Source organism: Paenibacillus cremeus (assembly GCF_007786445.1).
Classification (GTDB): Bacteria; Bacillota; Bacilli; order Paenibacillales; family NBRC-103111; genus Paenibacillus_G; species Paenibacillus_G cremeus.
Genome location: NZ_VNJI01000015.1, coordinates 53,997 through 74,458 on the forward strand (window position 1 = coordinate 53,997; position 20,462 = coordinate 74,458).

Here is a 20,462-nt window from a genome sequence, read left to right on the forward strand (position 1 = left end):
TTAATGAGTATTCAAACACGCGTGCAGGAACAGTATGAGCTATGGCTTCAGGACAAGGCGATAGACGAGGCGACGAAAGCAGAGCTTCGCGGGATCGCAGATCAACCCAAGGAAATTGAAGATCGATTCTATAGGGATCTGGAGTTTGGAACCGGTGGACTTCGCGGCGTGATCGGGGCCGGAACGAATCGGATCAATGCTTATACCGTGGCACGGGCAACACAGGGGCTGGCGCAATTTTTGCTCAAGTCGGGGAAGTCTTCGCTGTCCGCTGTCATTGCTTACGATTCCAGGAACCAGTCGCCGGAATTTGCGCTGGAAACGGCCCAAGTGCTGGCTGGCAATGGGATTAAGGCATATGTGTTTGAATCTCTGCGCCCGACGCCGGAGCTTTCCTTTGCGGTTCGCTATTTGAAAGCGGACGCCGGAGTCGTGATCACGGCAAGCCACAATCCACCGGAATATAACGGATATAAGGCGTATGGGAATGACGGAGGCCAACTCGTACCGGATCAAGCGGAGCAAGTGATTGAGGAGATTCGCGGCGTACAGTCATTTGCGGATGTGAAGCGAAGCTCTCGCGAAGAGGCGGAAGCCAGCCGACTACTGGAGTGGATCGGTGAAGAGGTGGATGCCGAGTACAATAAGGTGGTCACCGCTGTGAGCCGAAACCCGGAAGTGGTTCGCCAAATCAGCAGCGATTTCCGCGTGATCTATACGCCGCTGCATGGAGCGGGGAATAAGTCGGTTCGTGCGGTGCTGGCAGCCGTCGGATTCGGACAAGTCGATGTGGTTCCTCAGCAAGAGGAGCCGGATGCGATGTTCTCCACGGTGAAGTCGCCTAACCCGGAAGAGCGGGAAGCGTTCACCTTGGCGATCAGCCAAGCGAAAGAGACGAACGCCGACATCATCATCGGAACCGACCCGGACTGCGACCGGATGGGTGCGGTAGTGAAGGATGCGAACGGGGAATATTTCGTGCTCTCCGGCAATCAATCCGGCGCCATCATGGTGGATTACTTGCTCAGCAGCCTGCAAGAGCAAGGTGCGCTGCCTGCGAACGGTGTCGTGATTAAGACAATCGTAACCAGTGAGATGGGAGCGGTCATTGCCGAGCATTACGGCGCGGAAGTACTCAATACGCTAACAGGCTTCAAATACATCGGTGAGAAAATGACGCAGTTCGAGCAGACCGGTGAAGCGCAGTTTTTGTTCGGCTATGAAGAGAGCTACGGCTATCTGGCCGGCACGTATGCTCGAGACAAGGATGCGGTCATCGCATCGATGCTGATCTGTGAAGCAGCCGCTTATTATAAAAGTCAGGGCAAGACGCTGTACGACGTATTGCAGGAGCTGTACGAGCGCCATGGTTACTTCTTAGAGAAGCTGGAGTCGCGGACGCTTAAGGGCAAAGACGGTGTAGAGAAAATCCAAGGAATTATGCAGGATTGGCGTCTCCATGCACCATCGCAGCTAAACGGGCTTAAAGTAACGAAGGTAGAAGATTTTTCACAAGGGCTTTATGGTTTGCCGGTTGAAAACGTGCTGAAGTACACCTTGGAGGACGACTCCTGGTTCTGCCTTCGACCGTCAGGCACCGAGCCCAAAATTAAAATATACTTTGCGGTGCGCGGCAACTCCGCTCATGCGGCACAAGAGTCAATCAGCCGCCTAGTGGATGAGGTCATGTTCCGTGTGGATCAACATAACTAACTTGGGAGCTGACAGTTTTGTTAGGCACGTATAACCATTGGAACAAGCTATTTTTAAAGGGGCTATGGTGGCTCGTCATCCTCGGGATGATAGCCGCCATCCCTGTCGCATATCAACGTCACGAGACGGAGCAGGGGTCCGGGCGGAAGGTTGAGTTTGTGATGGATTATCGAGATCTGCTTGAGATTTCGGATACCCAGACCGATCCGCGGAAATTTATGACCACACAGCTCCAAGAGATGAAGAAGCACGGCATTCACTCGGCAGCGATCTATGAAGCTACGTTGAATGAACTGAAGCTAAGCCGGCGGATTGAGCTGTTTTCCTCGCACGAGGCAATGGCTTTGACACAAACCCCGATTTCGCCGAATGAGAACTTCACGTATCTTCTGTTTTCGGAGAAAGACGCGGAGCAGAAGCTGCAGCCGCTCATCAATCAAACCTTCAGCTCGCTGAATGTAAAGACGCGCCCATGGAGCTACAAAAACCAGCCAGGTATGATTATTGAAATGGCGATGGATGATGCCATGCTCAAAACCATGGATCCGGATCCGATTACGATGCAGATGTTGAAGGATCAGGGCTTCACGATTGTCGTGCGCATGTCGAATCGCAGACCGTTTGTAGCGAATCAAATGGATGCCTTACTGGGGCAATTGCAACAGTTCGGCGTGAAAAGGTTCATCATTGATGGAGAGACCGTGCCTGGCTTCGTCAGCGAGAAGGACTTGAAAAATATCGACATTATGGCCGAGCTAATGCAGAAGCACAACATCGGATTAGCCGCCATAGAATTACAGAAGACACCTCAGAAGGGCTTTAACAGCCTGGCAAAGAAAATACACTTTAACGTAGTCCGGCTCCATTCATTTACGGAGAAGGACGGCGAAAAGCTGACGGAAAACATCACAGAAGAAGAACTGAAGAGTCGTGAGCAGGGTGTTGCAGATCGTTTTGTGTTGGCGGTTAAAGACCGCAATATTCGAATGGTCTTCTTAAATGCCCATGCCGTCAAGAGCTTGGATAAAGGTAAAATTATTAATCCGCTCGATGCAATCTATGCATCGCTCGATGGAATAGGTGAAGACAGTACTCTCCCTAGAATTCAGAAAGCAGGCTACGTCTTTGGTCCTGCGACCAGCTTCCAGTTGGTACACTCCGGCTGGCAGAACGCGGCGAAGGTATTGCTGTGGCTAGGAGCAATTGGTCTGATTACGCTCACGATTTCGTATTTTATTCCGGAGATTGCGTTGGCTGTATTCGTACTCGGCATCATTGGCTCGGCTGGTTTGCTTGTACTGAATTCGACGACCTTCTCTCAAGCGTTGGCTCTGGTTTCAAGTACTTGTGCACCGACCCTGGCTATCATGTTCGCGCTGCGGACAGGCCGGCGTAAGCTGGAGAATCCAGGGGGCTCTCGTCTGGCCTTTGCGATCTGGCTGCTGCTGCGTACATCACTGATTTCCGTGATGGGGATTCTATGTATCGTGGGTCTGCTCAACCAGATCAATTACATGTACGTGCTGGATCAATTTAGAGGCGTTAGCTTCCTGCATCTTGCGCCGATCGCCTTGGCCGCTCTCTATTGGCTACTATTTAGCGAGAAAATGACGTATGGTGGAAGAGTGACGCGGGCTCGTCAAATGCTGCAAGCCAACATCAGCGTACTGTGGATTATTGCCGCTGCTGCAATTGCCGGCGCCGGGATGTACTACTTATCTCGAACCGGGAACGAGGGACAAGCCTCGGCATTTGAGCGTTATTTCCGCTCCTTCTTGGAGAATACGCTCGGTGTTCGCCCAAGGACCAAGGAGTTCTTGATTGCGCATCCGATCTTCCTCCTCGGCGGGTATCTGTGCTTTAAGTATCGGAGTGCACTTCTGCTGCTTCTAGTGGGGGTCATTGGACAAGCGTCGATCGTCGATACGTTCGCACATCTGCATACTCCGTTGCTGATTTCTTCGATTCGGATCGTATATGGACTTACCTTCGGAACGTTGATCGGACTGGCGTTAATCGTAGTGTGGGAAATTGTTTCAAGGAGTTGGAATCGTTGGGTACCCCGGTTAAGCGAATAATAGTGTCCGGATATTACGGATTTAATAACAGCGGCGACGAGGCCGTGCTGCAATCCATCCTGCTGGCGCTGCAGGAGCAAGGAGAACGACAGGGCGTACATTTCGTCCCTGTCGTTCTGTCCGTCAATCCCACGGAGACGGCCCGTACCTATGGCGTGGAATCCGTGCATCGCATGAAGTTGGGCGAAGTGTGGCGCGCACTGCGAGGCGCGGATGGATTGATCAGCGGAGGCGGAAGCTTACTCCAGGACGAGACGGGAACCAAAACCATCCCGTATTATTTGGCCATCATTCGGCTTGCCCAATGGCTCGGCAAACCAACGTTTATTTATTCGCAAGGCATTGGACCGGTGCATCGCCGGCTGTTTTTCGGATGGATCCGCTCTTTTTTTCAAAAGTGTCCTTTTGTAACAGTTCGGGATCAGGAGTCCAAGGATTTGCTGGGCCGGATGGGGCTATCACCGGAGCGAGTGCAGGTCGTACCGGATCCGGTTATGGGAATGCCGCTCCGTGGACAACCCACGCAAACGAATGCCGTCCAAGCGAATCCTATAATTGGCGTATCCGTCCGTTTCTGGAACGAGGATCGTTCCGAGCTTCAGGCCATCGCTGCAGCGCTTCGAACGATTTTGGATCAAACGGATGCCGTGATTCGTTTTCTGCCCTTCCATTTACCTTCGGATGAGAAGGCTTCCTTGTATGTGAAGGAGCAGATGGGGGAAATCTACAATCACAGGATATCGGTGGCACAGCAGGTCACACACCCGCAGGATATGCTGGCCGAAGTCGCTGGCTGCACGCTTTTGATCGGCATGCGCTTGCATTCCTTGATTTATGCCGCAGGACAGATGGTTCCTATGGTTGGGGTATCGTACGATCCGAAGATTGATCAGTTCCTCAATCGCCTCGATATGAAAGCGGCGTCGAGCACCAGGGAGCCGAAGGCCACCGCAATCTCAGAGGAATTGCTTCGTTTACTTAACGGACTGGAAGCTTGGAAGCAGGCGAAGCGCCCGACCATCGAGCGGTTGAAGAACGAAGCCCAGCGTCCAGCCGAGCTGATCGCTTCATTTTATACCAAAGGACGGGATCGTAAGTGAGCTTTCCAACCGTAACGATTTTCGGCGTACCGATTTCTAAAATGGGTATGAAACAAACCGTGGACTATTTGACGCAGGTTATTCAAACGCGAAAGCCTCATCAAATTATAACGGCCAATCCAATCATGGTCATGACCGCAGTGGAAGACCCGAAGTATATGCGAATGATGAAAGAAGCGGAGCTCGTTGTTCCAGATGGCGCTGGCGTCGTTTGGGCGGCGGATTATGTAGGCAATGCCGTTTCAGAGCGAGTAGCCGGCTATGATCTAATGCATGAGCTGATGAAGCTGGGCGAGACTAGAGGTTGGAAGGTCTATATGGTCGGAGCCTCTCCGGAAGTCATTGAAGCGGCTGCCGTTCGAATGAAAGAACAGTATCCTAAACTCAATCTGGTGGGATACCGAGACGGCTTTTTTGGGGACAAAGAAGACAGCGATGTCATCCAGACGATCCGCGACCACTCGCCGGATATTTTGCTGGTCGGCCGCTCCGTGGCCAAACAGGAGCCGTGGATTGCGCAGTATAAGGAGCAATTAGGTGTTCCCGTCATGATGGGCGTCGGTGGAAGCTTTGATGTCCTCTCGGGTAAGCTTAAGAGAGCTCCGCTGTTCTTCCAAAAGCTGCGGCTGGAGTGGTTTTACCGGCTGCTACAGGAACCATGGCGCTACAAACGCATGCTTGTTTTACCGAAATTCGCTGTGAAAGTCATCCGTGAAAAAGAAAATGTGCAGAAACCTTGACAAGACCTTTGAAAACAACCTGAAAACCGCCCAAATTGCCTAAAATCGGCGATGGTGTTTCTTCGCCCTTCGGAGTATAATCTAGAGTGTTTGGGGTTTTCATAGAAAAAAGGGGCTGTGAAATTACACATGAACTTGTTATACGGAATCGGCTTTGCTGCTGCAGTAGTAATCGCGTTGCTGATGACACCGCTGGTGAAACGCTTTGCATTCTTTGTCGGAGCTGTGGATGCGCCGAATCATCGCAAAGTTCATAGCCGCATCATGCCCCGCTTAGGCGGACTGGCTATTTTTATTGCATTTATTGGAGCGTATTTTATTGTTTCTCCTGCTATAGATACTTTGAAGACGGATGTCGTCTTCGGCCTCTTGGTCGGCGGCGGAATTGTGGTCTTGATCGGTGCGTTGGATGACAGGTTTGACTTGTCGCCTAAGATCAAATTGCTTGGTCAAATTTTAGCGGCCAGCGTAGTAGTCTACTCTGGAGTAGTGATTGATCTGGTCAACGTGCCATTTGGAGACGGAACGATTTCGTTGTCTTGGCTCGCGGTTCCCTTGACGATTTTCTGGATTGTTGGCGTCACGAATGCGATTAACCTAATTGATGGTTTGGATGGTCTTTCGGCAGGGGTTTCGGCCATTGCAACGACGACGATCATGGTACTCGCTTTGATGATGGGGAACATTACCGTAGTTCTGTTATGCGTGGTATTGCTCGGCAGTATTGCAGGGTTTCTGTTCTATAACTTTCATCCAGCGAAGATCTTTATGGGTGACTCTGGCGCGCTGTTTCTCGGATTCTGCTTGGCCACACTGTCGGTACTCGGATTTAAGCAGGCAACGGTCGTTTCCTTGTTGGTTCCAATCATGATTTTGGGTGTGCCGCTGTCGGATACGTTCTTCGCAATCATGCGTCGCTGGGTCAATAACCTGCCGATCTCGGCTGCAGACAAAAGCCACCTTCACCACTGCTTACTCAGCCTCGGGTTCAGTCATCGCACGACGGTGCTGATCATCTACGGAATTGCGGCAGTGTTTGGTTCTTCGGCTGTACTGCTGTCGTATATGTCGGAGCAGCAAGTATTATGGGGCGCTATCATCCTCTTGGTTGTCCTGCTATGTGTATTGATACTCGGAGCAGAGGCGATTGGCATCATTAGCCAAACCAAGAAGCCGGTGCTTCACTTTTTGAATAAGGTTCGTGTAAAAACATCTCAACTAGGTACACGTTCAAGAATGTCCAAGTAAGTTCTTTATTGAATACAGCAAATCTCAGGCCGCTTGGGTCTGAGATTTTTTTGTGCGATCAAAAACTAAATTTTTCGCCCCCCGCAGCCGATAAAAGCAATACGAGTATCTTTTTTTAGGAAATGGTGTCAGATTGTGCAGAAAACAGTCAAAGGGAGGGTCTTGTAAGCTCCATCACGGCATGTCATGAAATAAGTTACTACCATTATATAAGTTCAAGGAGGATCTTCATTTTGAAACGACTAACAAGCAAATGGACTAGCTTTGCCCTTGTCTTGGCTTTAGTGATGAGCCTTGTGGCGCCGCTGACCACGTATGCCGCTTCCATTCAGTTAACGATAAACAATCTTTATACGATTCCAACACTGTACGCGGACGGAACAACGAATTCAGAACCGGATGATAGAACAAACTCCATGTTTAAAGATGCGAGTGTTCAGCGCTTTACAACAACACCAATTGCATCGCTTCCTGTAACGATTAACGGAATTCCGGATGATAAAATCAATGACATTTACTATGAGATCTTAAACTTAAATACAGGGATTCCGTCCGTAAATACAACGAATAAGGCAGTCAAGAATCCGAATAATAGCAATGAAATCATTTTTACTAATGTGGTACTGACAGAAGGTCTCAATAAAATCGTAATTAAATATGGTGATAGCAGTGTGGTGTCTTCCCGTGCGGGCTGGGCCTACTTCACTTCCGTAACGAATATTACGGATTTGGAATTCAACGGGGCTCCATTTGTGGATAATGAAATGTTCCCTAAGGGACCACCGTACACCAGCCTTAGCATTACAGGTACAGCTAACAATGCGACCCAGATTCAAGCCTATGTAACTGGCGCGGTATACTCGCCAACCGTTATGAACCGCGGTGTTTTTACGTACATAACGAATACAGGAAGAAGCGCAGACCTCAATTTTGCTGCGGGCGATAACAAGATTAAGTTTTTAGCCAAAAATAATTCAAACAGCTACTCCGCCGAGCGTTCCTTTATTTACGATAACGGTAGAGGCTTTGCTTTTAATGCGTTGGTAGGTGTTAGTGACGCTGGAACGACAACTACACCACAGAAGATGGTAGATGTACCGACGGTAACGAAGGAAACGGCTGCTACGGTGAAAGTACAGGCTGAGTTAAAAGTGCCTCTGACTAGCTCGGGTCTCCTCTCATATAGTTATATTGAGGGATCTATTGCTTCGTCGGGTTACAAAGTCCGGTATGATTTGGGCCCGGATTCGATTACGGTGAATGGAACTCAAAGCACTACGATAACACCATCTTCTGTCCTCAACAGCACATATAGCGTTGCAAGAAAGTATAATGTTTACGATTTCGTTTTTGATTTGCCAATCAATAACGGTAACAAGAAGCAAAATGTCGTATTTGATTTTGGTACGGCAGCTGGTGTTCAAGATACTACCCAGTACAGCTTTACTTATATCAATCCGAATACACCGTATGTTGAGTTTGTAGATCAATACATCTCAGCAACCGATACGGTTAAACTAACCGAAGTAGGCACATCACAAATCAATGAGTTTCCAACCAAACTAGATGTTTACACTACGCATGTTGCAAATCAGATCGAGGTTAAAGTAGGCGGAGCGCTTTACACGAAAGAGAATTCTACCGGATTGTATACTGTTACTGCACCCGCTGCAGGGACATACTTTACGGATAAGTACGGCAATCCGTTGGTTGATTCTAATGGACTAGCTTTAAGCAAAGCAACCATTAATCTGCAGGGCATAACAGACGGATTTACAACGCTTCAGATTACACCAATTATCAATTCAAATCTAGCTAATCCACCGGCTCCATCTGAGTACTTCCCAGAGGGATTGAAAATTTTCAATTTGCAGATTTCTAGTACGCCGTATGTTATCTTGAACGATATTTACACAGGGAAAGTATTTAGCAAGCCATCCCAAATCATGTGCCCGAATAGCAATGTGGGCGGACCATGTATCTCAGGCCGTTTGGTTAACTTGCCTCCAAGCGAGTACCCGAATGTGAAGTTTTATGTGAATGACGCAGCCATTCCTTTGAAAGCCACCGGCGCAGCTGGCGACGAGATTGATATTACCACAGGTACATTCAAGATTGATGCTGCTGACTTTGCTGCACAGACCCCGGATCCATTTGCTGGAGATGGTAAGAAAACCATTCGCTTCTCCTTATTCTTGAACGGTAAGTTGGTTAGTGAATCCATTACGAACGTGTTTATTCTTAGCGATAATGTGCCGGCTGTAACAAGCTTCAATCCGATTGAGCCAGACCCTACGCTTCAGCAATTTAAGATGGTCGGAACCGATGCTTATGTAACACGCCTGAGCAAAATTCAGCTCAAGGGCGACGTTCGAAATTCAACACGTACGGCTGGAACACCGGAGTACGATATTTCATATACCGTTCCTAATACAACCAATAAGCCTAAACTTACGGCAGGACAGTATAAGACGCCTGTTAAGATTCTTGATGATCCTACAGTTGTTGGCAGCAACTTTACAGAAAGCTTTTCAACATACGATATAGATCTCTCGTCTCAGTACGGCGATTACATCTTTGAAGTAACTGCGACGAATTCAACAGGGACTATTGCGACTAAGAGTATTAAAATTACCCGAGAGCCGCTGCCGTACTTTTTTACGGAGCCAGCTATTTTCAGCAATGTAGATGGAAAGGATCAAGCGAATGTTAACGCCAACTTCCAGACCCTTACCATGGTAGCTGATAAAGCCGACAGTGTTGTATTTGGCAAAGATACCGCCGTGAAACAAACAGGACCACTGGGTGATACATTTACTTATGAAGCAAGAGATTTAAAGCCGGGTAAAAATGAAATCAAGTTTACGGTTACTAGAGGAACAGCCAAAACATCCGGGTCCATCATCTTAGATTATGTTAATACTCCAATTGAGGGAGCTCAGTACAAAAGCAAGCTTGGCTCCAGCATTAAAGTATTTAATGGAGATATCGAATTAAAGTTCCCTAAGGATACGAAATTAATGCGGAACGACCGTTCCAAGCCGGATCAATTTCTAACGGATGAGCGCACTATGTTATTTGGTATTGCAGACATCGATACAGGACAAGTAGACAAATTGAAGGATACCAATAACGGCCAACAATATTTGTCGGGTGTAGGGGTTACTCCAAGATTCCAGCAAATTGGCCGCTTTAAAGCAGCAAGTAAGCGTTACTGGATTGACGCAGGAACGATCGCGGACTTTACCAGTACGGATCCGAATTACCAGGCCAAGCTTCGCGATGCATTGCAGGGCAGCGGTATTACACCGTTGTCTCCATCTGCGCAGCCATTTTTCGGCAGATCCTTTGCAGACTTAGTAGTGCCTAATAAGACAGCAACTCTGACGCTGAAGTTTGACCCAAGCATTCGTGATGATGCGTGGAAGTATGTCTCGGTGTTCCAATACAACATCTTTGAAGGGCTAACCGGCGGTGGAGAGACCGAGCAAGGCTGGAGAAACATTGGCGGTGTTGTGGATTCGAAGAAAAACACCATTACAGTGGACGTTGATTCCTTCGGCTACTTCCAAGTCATGTACATGAACAACAGCTTTGAAGATGTCACTAACCATCCGTGGGCGAGAAATGATCTAGACACCTTATATTCCAAAGGGTTGATGTTTAACAAGGATCCAGGCGGTCGTTTCTTACCGAACGATGCCATCACTCGTGGTGAATTCGTTACGATGCTGGTCGACGCTTTCGATATTCCGTTGAAGAACAATGATACGTTCTCGAGATCGGGCAATAATAACGGGTCCTATAACGGTACATTCCTTGATGTCATCCGTGGCAACAACATTCAAGACAGTAACGGGATCTATGACTATATGCATATTGAAGCAGCTGCAAGAGCCGGTATTGTTCGTGGCACATCACAAGGACTGTTCTTGCCGAATACCGTCATCACTCGTCAAGATGCTGCCGTGATGATCGCCAGAGCAGCAGATTTGAAGATGGGGACGGACGATAAGAAATCCTTGGCCGCATTGCAGAAGCTGTTTACGGACGCTAACTCCATTGATATCTATGCTCGTACAGCGGTAGAAGCTGTTTCGAAAGCAGGATACATTGAAGGTAAAGATAACGTGCTGCTCCAGGGCCAAAAGAAGACGACACAACGATTTGACCCTACGGACAACCTGACTCGTGCAGAGTCCGCAACCATTGTAATCAGAATCTTAAAATCGCTCAAAAAAATTCCGAAGTAACACAAAAAAGGCCGCTGAATAGCGGTCTTTTTTATTCTCCATATTGACTTGTACAATGGAAAACATTAAGTGATGACGAAAATGATAGATCATTATATACTTAGTTTCGTAAGCGGCGTCGCAACAAAGTTTGATAGACGAGTTGATATACGCCAAACAGAAAGAGTTGCACGAAAAAAATAAAAAGTTTTTTTCAAAGAGCGCAACTTTTTAAAAACCTCTGCGTTTAATAATGTGAATCCAACAGAGGCAAGTAACTGAGCTCGATGAACTGGTTGATTTAACTAGAAATTAGCTCTTTACCTTGGTTGCGTGTCAGTGTATAATGTTAAATGGCATGCGAGTCTCTAGTACTCCATTATTAGTGTTTACTAGTTTCTGCAATCTTATACATTGCAGACTTAGCTAATTAATTCATTTTCGCTCTAACTCTAGGAAGGGGGTGAATCGACTAATGAGGGAATCGAGCTATAATTTATCAAAACAGAACTCTCAACAACCGAAAGATATTCGAGGAGGAGAAAAAAAGGTTATGAAAAAAAGTTTATCTGCAATCCTGTCCATGGCAATGGCATTCTCGATGTTTTCTTCCGTAGCACTGGCTGCTGAAGTAGACGCAACTAAAGATTCTTCCAGCTTCACAGATCTTAAAGATCTGGATGCAGCTACAAAAGCTAAATTTGACGCAATGATCAAAGCTGGTGTTTTTGACGGCGTTAAAGACGGCGTATTCGGCGTAAACGACAAAATGAACCGTGCGCAATTTGCAAAAGTTGCAGCATTGATCTTCGGTCTGAAAGTTGATTCTTCCCTGAAGACTTCCAGCTTCTCCGACGTTAAATCTGATGATCCAGCTAACGGCTATGCTCTTCCTTTCATCGAAGCAGTTAAAGCTGCTGGTATCACTGATGGTTATGCTCCTGGTCAATTCAACCCAGCTGGCGAAGTAACGAAAGAGCAATTGGCTACTTTCTTGGTTCGTGGTCTTGGTGGAGAAGCTCTAGCTAAAGCATCTGCAGGCGTTAACGACAAAACAGTTTCCGACTGGGCTAAAGGTTATGTAGCTGTTGCTCTTGACAAGAAGATCTTGGTTAACGGCAAAGACGGCGTGTTCGGTGGTACTTCTGCAGCACTTCGTTCCGAGTTGGTACTTGGCGCATATGAAGCTAAGAACGCTGCTCCAGTTAACACTGTAACTAACGTTTCCATCAACAAAGCAGAAGTTACTGGTGCTAAAACAGTTACAGTAACACTAAACGGTGCAATTGCTGATACTTCCAAGCTGAATGTATCCGTAGCTCGTGGCACTACAGCACAAGCTGGTACTGTTAAATGGAACGATGCTAAGAACGTTGCAACAATCACTTTGGACACTAAAGTTTCCGCAGGAACTTATACTGCTAAGATTGAAGCAGTTAAAGATGGCGGCTTGACTGTTGACAAAGGTTCCGTTGACGTTACAGCTCAAGACGAGAAGATCGCTAAGCTGGAGTTCATTAACGCAAACGATACAGTAGCATCTGCTCCTAAAGTAAGAGTTCAACTTAAAGCAACTAACCAATATGGTGAAGATGCAACATTTGCTGCTGGGACTTACAACGTAACTTCCACTGCGAATTCCGCAACAATGAAGAAAGACGATAGCGGAAAACTGTTTGTAGAATTGGATACTCAAACTGGTGGCTCTGCACAATTGTCGCAAAACATCAGCCAGATTTCCGTGAACATCTACAACAACGATTCCCAAATCTCGGCTACAAAAATCTTCAAATTGGGAACTACTCCGTACCCAACTAAAGTTGAACTGGGCACACCTGTATACAGCAACGGTAAAGGCAACATTTCCAGCGCTGGTGACAAAGTTGTAATCCCAATGACTCAATATGATCAATATGGCAACGTCATTACTGTTGATAGCAAGCCTCTTTCGGCTCCAACTGCTACAGTAACGCCATACTATGAAGATTTAGCTAAAGCTACTGATGACACATCTTTGTTTAAAGTAACAACAAGTGGTGGTACAGATGTAGCAACTGACTTCATCGGCGACGATAACAACGATGGTTACTACGATGCTATCGTTAAATTGAAGACAGATGCTAAGGTAGACGGCGACTATAGCTTGACAATTTTCGCTGGATCTTCTGCAACAGCAACTATCAAGATTGGTTCCACTAAGACTGCTGCTAAAGTTACAATCGACAGTTCTGTAACACTGGCTAAAGGCGATGTTGATAAGTACATCCCAATCACAGCTTATGACAAGAGCGGCAACGCACTTAGCGTAGACGATCTGATCAATGCTGTTGATAAAGGTCAGTTGAACATTAACGTTGGTGGTGTAACGCTTGGTGCAAGTAACGCTATCACTGGTGACATGCTGACTAAAGATGCTAACAAAGCATTGGTTAAAGTTGGTGAGCACAAAGGCCAAATTCACGTTGCTAGCGTGCCAACTAAAGGAACGGCTAACGTTTATGTGTATGCAAATGCAACAAACGCTAACCAGCCTACTTTCTCTGCTAACGCTATGATCAACATTGTTGACACTCGTTACCCTGCATCCCTGAAATCTGTTGTAGACAACGCTCCTAAAGGCCTTGCCGGTATTAAAGGTGCCGATGTAAACAACTTAGATCAATGGAACAGCAACTTTAATGGGGCAACGACAGGCTTCAAGCTTGGTATCTTCGACCAATACGGCGAAGAAATGAAGGATGCTAACTTGGGTACTCCGTTCTTGGATTCCAACAACAAAAACGTTTCCTACTTTGTCAACGCTAAAGTAGTTACAAACGATGTTTATGCTGTTAGAGATGCGAATGGCGCTCAAGTTCAAGATAAAACAAAAGTAAACGGTACTCTTGTGGGTAGAACAGACGCTAATGGCGCTCCTGTTTACCTATACAACCAAATCATCTTGAAGAACGATAATGCTAGTAACTTCAATACTACAAACCCAATTACTAGCTACAACTTAAACAAAACAAACGTTCTGACACCACAATACGATCCAACAACTGGTACAGGTAACGTAGCGTTTGCAAAGTTCGCAGCAGATAACAACAGTGGTGTTGCTGAGACTGCAGCAACTGGAGCACCACTTGGTGATCTGACAGGACCAACTAACAACATTATTGTTGCAAATCAACTGCATAACTACAAGTGGACTTTCGATACAACACACGCTCTTCCAGGTCAAAAGATGGAACTTAAGTTCTCCCTGGTTAAGTATGATGTAAATGCTAACAAAGTAATTGACGAATCCGTTTCGACAATTACGAAGAAGTTTGAAGTTGTAGATCCTACTAAGACTGACTTGACTTACACAGTTAACAAAGTTGCTGATCTTTATAACGCTCAAGATAGCGGTGCTCTTACACTGAACAATATCTTTGGTGCTTACAACTTTGTTAAAAAGAAAAATGTTGCTGCTGCAGATTTCTCTTGGGCAAGAGTTGCTGAAATGGATATGCCGCTTGGACGTAAGATTTCTCTGAAAGCCGTTGATTCTGCAGGTAACACTGTTGCGGTTCCAGATAGCATTATCAAATCCGTTTCTTCTTCTGACCCAAGTAAAGTAACTGTAAGTGAAGCTAATGACTTCCTTGATACAAAAGGTACTCAACGTTGGATCATTGGTAACAAAGCAGGTACTGCAAAAGTTGGCGTTGTCTATATTGATCCAAAAGACAACACTCAAAAGCAACTCTTCGCTGATGTAAACGTTAAGGATGCAAGTGCATACAGCATCACTAAGCTGACTGCTGCTACATCTAAGACTGTTAGCCGTACAAATCCTTTCACAGGCACAAAAGCTTACAATGCATTTGACTTGATGTCCGATGTGAATACTCAGTTGGTAGCGACTGACAGCTTTGGTCAAAACTTTGACAGCCTTGCAAAACAAGCATACGCTCAAGAACTGCTTGGACTGAGCTACTCGATCTCGAACGTTACAAGCACTGATGGTAGCATTCCTACAGTATCATTCCAGAACGGTGTACCTGTTATCTCTAACATTGATAACGTACAAGGCTTCACTATTACGGTAGCTGCTCCATCTGGTGTAACAGCATCTACTGCAGTAATCGTATCTGGTAACTAATATCTAAATTATAGCTTTGGGAAAGAGGACCCTTCGGGGTCTTCTTTTTTTAGAACTAACTTACCTACATAACCGATTCGGAGGACCGCTGATGAAAAGGAAGCAGTTAATCACTGGCCTCGCCGTAGCACTCATAGCTACAGTAGCCTGGAGCATCAACACACAAGCCGACGCACCAGCAACGACGCAAATCCCTGGCTCTGTGGATGATCCAATCATCACGAAGAGCTATTTTGATCAAAATATTCAGAAGAAGATTGCGGACGAACTAGCAAAGCAGCTAGGATCTGGCACGAGCACCACTAGCACCGCACCTCCTGCCACTGCACAAGGGACAGGTAGCCCACAGGCAACAGGTTTAACCGTCATCAAACTCGAGCAAGGCCAGACGCTCTACGGCGGAGCAGGTACCGAGTTCATCGTACGCACCGGCAAAGCCACTGCTTTTAGCTCCGACGATAGCGGTATGGCTGATGTCACAACCGGTAAAGATGTTATCGCGGGACAAGCGGTCGAACTGAATCATCTGCTTATCGTTCCTAGAGAAGGACGCGGCATTAAGCCCGTTCCTAAAAGCAACTTAGATACATACGTTATGATCCGTGGAAGCTACTTACTTACCAATGCGGATGGAACAAAGGTTACACCATAATTTTACCCATAACGCCAATACTTAATACGATTCGCCCTTGTCGGAACGGAGATAATATGACTACATCCACAAGGGAGGTATTCATATATGGCGAGAAGCAATAAGAAAGTAGTACCGGAAAGCAAACACGCGCTGGATGCAATGAAGTATGAAATTGCAGCTGAACTTGGACTGCCGGTGGGCAAATCAATTGCTGGAGCCAATGTTGAATTTGCAACGGAACTAGGGTCTATCCCATCTGGTTCCATGAAAGAAGATTATTGGGGGCATATTGCAACCAGAGATACCGGAGCTGTGGGAGGCGCAATTACAGCAAGATTGATCAAAAAGGCTGAAGAAACGCTTTTTAATCTTTAACAAAATTTCCATATTTCATGCGGTTCTGACTTATCATAATTATTGACACGCATCGACAAATCCAGTAACATACAATAAGAAGGTAACAGCCAAAGAAACCTTTTCCACTCGGAAAAGGTTGATTTTTTGTATGTGAACTTATTGATTAATCAATACTAGCAGTAGGAGGTCGTTATTATGTCCAATCCAATCGGTCGACGTTTATTTACCTCGGAGTCTGTTACTGAGGGACATCCAGATAAAATTTGTGACCAAATTTCTGATGCGGTTCTGGATGCGTTTTTGAAAAATGATCCGAATGCACGTGTAGCTTGTGAAGTATCCGTTGCCACAGGTCTGGTCCTGGTCATCGGTGAAATTACAAGCCAATCAGAATTTGTCGATATTCAATCCATTGCGCGTCAAGCGATTAAAGATATCGGGTACACGCGTGCGAAATACGGCTTTGACAGCCAAACTTGCGCAGTGCTCGTTTCCCTGAATGAGCAATCCCCTGACATTGCACAAGGGGTAAACAAGGCGCTTGAAGCTCGTGAAGGCCAAATGACCGACGACCAGATTGAAGCTATTGGTGCTGGAGACCAAGGCTTGATGTTTGGTTTTGCGGTGAATGAGACGCCTGAGCTTATGCCGCTTCCGATCTCCATCTCTCACCAACTGGCTCGCCGTTTGACTGAAGTTCGTAAGAACGGTACACTGCCTTACTTGCGTCCGGATGGCAAAACACAAGTATCCGTTGAGTATGATGGTGATACGCCAGTGCGCGTGGACACGATCGTTGTTTCGACCCAGCATGACGAAGCGATTACACTGGAGCAAATCCAAGCGGATATCAAAGAGCATGTAATCAAGCCAATCGTTCCTGAGAAGTTCCTCGATACTGATACCAAGTACTTCATTAACCCAACGGGCCGTTTTGTTATCGGTGGTCCACAAGGGGATGCAGGCTTGACTGGCCGTAAAATTATCGTTGATACGTACGGTGGTTATGCACGCCATGGCGGTGGTGCGTTCTCCGGTAAGGATCCAACGAAAGTTGACCGTTCCGGTGCTTATGCTGCCCGTTATGTAGCTAAGAACATCGTAGCAGCTGGTCTGGCTGACAAGTGCGAAGTTCAATTGGCTTACGCTATCGGTGTTGCTCGTCCAGTATCGATCGCGGTAGATACATTCGGAACAGGCAAAGTGGGCGAAGAGAAGCTGGTTGAAGTGATCCGTAAAAACTTCGACCTGCGTCCAGCGGGTATCATCAAAATGCTGGATCTGCGTCGCCCGATCTACAAGCAAACAGCAGCTTACGGTCACTTCGGCCGTACAGATATCGATTTGCCTTGGGAGCGCACTGACAAAGCAGAACTGCTCAAAGCTGACGCACTCGCTTAATCCAATCACTGATCTGTCTAAGCAAGACGATCCGATTTTTTCGGGTCGTCTTTTTTGCATTTATTGTCGGTTTTTATTATATTAATGTATCGTAACTTTTGATAGAGTAATAGAGTCTATACTAGAGGAGAGTGGAAATGAGAGAGGAGAACCGTAAAGTGATTGTGCAAAAAAAATGGCGAATACTGTCTAGTGTTGTGATCACGGCCGCATTGTTTTTGTCGCAAATGTCCCCGATTCAACAGGTGTATGCAGCAGACCCTGCACCTACGCTTACCAAGCTTAGCGAAGAGCCGCTAACTTCCGGCGCGATTCTAAAAAAATATGTTTGGACAACCACCAGGAATAACAAAGAAACGAAAGTGAATGCTAATGTTGTGGAAGTTGATTTGACGAATCCCAATGTGAAGATGGATGTCATGACGGGAACGGAGAATCAGTTTACTCGCAAGCAATCGGTTCTAGGCATGGCAACAGAAACGAAAGCGGTTGCCGGGGTCAACGGTGATTTTTATAATACGCAGGCTGAGGGCGTTCCGATGGGGCCCGAAATCAGTAATGGGCAGCTGATGGCAACCCCGCCGTATTTGCCTGGATTTTATTCCTTTGCGATCGACAAGGATAATAAGCCGATTGTGGACTTGTTCACGTTTAAAGGATCGATTGCTGCGAAGGATGGAACAGCTTACCCGCTTGGAGGGATCAACAAAACCTATTACTGGTTTGAACCGAGTGGAGAGCACAGCATGGTTGATGGCCTTTTTATGTACACGAATGCATGGGGCCAGGTAGACCGCTCGAATGATGGAGTGACCGTACCAACGGAAGTGTTAGTACAGAATAATATCGTCATGCAAATTGCAGACAATGGCATTATCAATATGATTGCTCCGAAGGACGGTTACATATTAAGAGCATCGGGGAAAGCAGCTGATTTTGTTAGAGCGCATATGAAGGTGGGAGAGCCGTTAATTGCGGACTATCAAGTGCTGCCACAGGATCCGAACAAGAAGTATGATCCCAAGACGTTTAAAATGATGATTGGCGGGCATACGATTCTAGTGGATGAGGGGAAGCCTGCGGAGTTTTCGCGGGAGGTCGACAGCTTGTGCTGTACTCGTTCTAGAACGGCACTGGGTTACTCTCAAGATCAGAAAACGGCGTACATTATTACGGCCGATTACAGTGGGGATAGCAAAGGGCTCAGTATGACAGAGCTGCAGAAGTTTATGGTCCAAGTCGGCGTATGGAAAGGGATGAACCTGGACGGCGGAGGCTCCACCCAAATGGTTGCAAGACCGCTGGGTGAAACCAAGCCGGTGCTGATCAACAAAACGGAAACTGGGCTTGAACGCAAGGTAGTGAACGGGGTTGGGGTATACTCCTTGGCTCCGAAGGGTGATGTGAAGGGTCTGTTCATACAGACGCCAAATGTATTATTTGTTGGGGAACAGGCCCCCTTAAGCTTTAAAGCATACGACGAATATTATAATCCGGTGGAGACCGATAAAGTTACGGCTCAGTGGACGGTTGCCGATAATATGGGGACGTTCAAGGACAATGTATTCACCCCTGCCAAAGCGGGGACAGCTAAAGTAACAGCTTCTTCCGGTAAAGGCACATCGTCTGCGGACATTGAAGTGGTCGGGCGTAACCAATTGACCGGTCTCAAGATCGCAGCAGATAATCTAGCACTTACGGAAGGTGATTCTTATAAATTACCGGTGGTAGCCACCACGAAATCCGGGAAGAGCAGAGAAATTCCTGCTAGTCTAGTGCAATGGGAAGTGTTAGGGATCCAGGGCGAGGTTAAAGACGGCACTTTGACAGTTAAAAGCCTGGCCGGGAGCTCATCAGCACAGCTAATCGCGCGTTATGATGGATTTAGCACGATTACGACGATTCCAATCGGGATTGATAAAACTTGGTATGATCTTGATAATTATGCGGTAATGACGCTCTCAGATGCTAAGCCGCAGGGAGTGACTTCGTCCGTATATATTCGTCCTTCGGAAACCGGCAACAAGTATCTGGAGCTGAATTATGATTTTACACAGGGTACGGGGAACAAATGGGCATATGCCACAATGGATACCCGCATTTTAATTGAGGGCGAGCCTCAGTATATGAAGGTTAAAGTGAATGGCGACGAGAGCCTGAACTGGCTGCGAGCGGAAATTCTCGATAACAGCGGGAAAATCAATTATGTTGATCTCGCCCGCAACGTCAACTGGAAAGGCTGGAAGCAGTTAACGGTAGATTTGACGGATTATAAAATGAGCTACCCGATCCGGGTTAAAAGTATCTACCTCGTGAACGAAGAAGTTGGCCAAGACGAACGGGCTGCCAAGGGAAAAATCGGCATTGACGATATTACGTTTACTTATCGCGGCGCCATTCCACAAACCCCTATGAATTCCGTAAACCTCACGATCAATAAGAAAGAGGTCGCAGTGAACGGCAAAGGCATGACGCTGGAGCAGGCTCCTATCATTGTTCAAGGGAATACGTTGATTCCAATTCGTTTTGTCACGGATGCGCTTGGCGGGACGGTACGTTGGGATGGCAATGAGCGTAAAGTCACGGTTATTCGCGGGGGCAAGATGATTGACCTATGGATTGATAATCCAGACTTAATTGTGAACGGGAAACGCGTGACTGCGGAAGTGGCGCCGACGATTATGAGTGATCTGACTATGGTTCCACTGCGCATTTTGTCCGAGAATTTGGGCTGGAAAGTGACGTGGGACGCAAAAACGCAGCAAATCACCCTCCAATAATTAGTGCTATGTGCTCTCACATTATTATGGAAATATGGTACTATATTGCT

At 46.8% G+C, this 20,462-nt stretch carries 11 protein-coding genes; all 11 read left to right on the forward strand.

Annotation, left to right across the window (positions count from 1 at the left end; translation table 11 throughout):
• Positions 1 to 3 precede the first annotated feature (3 nt).
• The 11 genes from FPZ49_RS14045 (at position 4) to FPZ49_RS14095 (ending at position 20,412) form a co-directional block, all read left to right on the forward strand.
• Positions 4 to 1,713, forward strand: coding sequence for a phospho-sugar mutase (locus FPZ49_RS14045; protein ID WP_144847689.1), 1,710 nt, complete (start codon positions 4 to 6; stop codon positions 1,711 to 1,713).
• A 17-nt stretch (positions 1,714 to 1,730) separates the two neighbouring features.
• Complete coding sequence (locus FPZ49_RS14050) at positions 1,731 to 3,791, forward strand: DUF5693 family protein (protein WP_144847691.1); 2,061 nt, start codon at positions 1,731 to 1,733, stop codon at positions 3,789 to 3,791.
• Entirely contained in the window at positions 3,767 to 4,891 is a 1,125-nt protein-coding gene (gene csaB / locus FPZ49_RS14055) for a polysaccharide pyruvyl transferase CsaB (protein WP_144847693.1), read from the forward strand. Before FPZ49_RS14050 ends, csaB begins: the two co-directional genes overlap by 25 nt.
• A 41-nt stretch (positions 4,892 to 4,932) precedes the next feature.
• Positions 4,933 to 5,631: a WecB/TagA/CpsF family glycosyltransferase gene (locus tag FPZ49_RS14060; protein ID WP_144847808.1), complete on the forward strand. Its 699-nt coding sequence runs from the start codon at positions 4,933 to 4,935 to the stop codon at positions 5,629 to 5,631.
• Positions 5,632 to 5,760: 129 nt separating this feature from the next.
• A complete protein-coding gene (locus tag FPZ49_RS14065) occupies positions 5,761 to 6,879 on the forward strand; it encodes a glycosyltransferase family 4 protein (RefSeq protein ID WP_144847695.1) in 1,119 nt (372 codons plus the stop codon).
• Positions 6,880 to 7,112: 233 nt separating this feature from the next.
• Positions 7,113 to 11,132, forward strand: coding sequence for an S-layer homology domain-containing protein (locus FPZ49_RS14070; RefSeq protein WP_144847697.1), 4,020 nt, complete (start codon positions 7,113 to 7,115; stop codon positions 11,130 to 11,132).
• Between the two features lie 454 nt (positions 11,133 to 11,586).
• Positions 11,587 to 15,240 carry an S-layer homology domain-containing protein gene (locus FPZ49_RS14075; protein WP_144847699.1) on the forward strand — a complete coding sequence of 1,218 codons (3,654 nt, stop codon included), beginning with the start codon at positions 11,587 to 11,589 and terminating at the stop codon, positions 15,238 to 15,240.
• A gap of 91 nt (positions 15,241 to 15,331) precedes the next feature.
• Positions 15,332 to 15,892, forward strand: a complete 561-nt coding sequence (locus tag FPZ49_RS14080; RefSeq protein WP_144847701.1) for a hypothetical protein — start codon at positions 15,332 to 15,334, stop codon at positions 15,890 to 15,892.
• A gap of 87 nt (positions 15,893 to 15,979) precedes the next feature.
• The gene (locus FPZ49_RS14085) at positions 15,980 to 16,249 is read left to right on the forward strand and encodes an alpha/beta-type small acid-soluble spore protein (RefSeq protein WP_144847703.1); all 270 of its coding nucleotides are present in this window, start codon (positions 15,980 to 15,982) and stop codon (positions 16,247 to 16,249) included.
• Between the two features lie 177 nt (positions 16,250 to 16,426).
• Positions 16,427 to 17,632, forward strand: a complete 1,206-nt coding sequence (gene metK, locus FPZ49_RS14090; RefSeq protein ID WP_144847705.1) for a methionine adenosyltransferase — start codon at positions 16,427 to 16,429, stop codon at positions 17,630 to 17,632.
• Between the two features lie 137 nt (positions 17,633 to 17,769).
• Entirely contained in the window at positions 17,770 to 20,412 is a 2,643-nt protein-coding gene (locus FPZ49_RS14095) for a stalk domain-containing protein (RefSeq protein WP_261381402.1), read from the forward strand.
• Positions 20,413 to 20,462 lie beyond the last annotated feature (50 nt).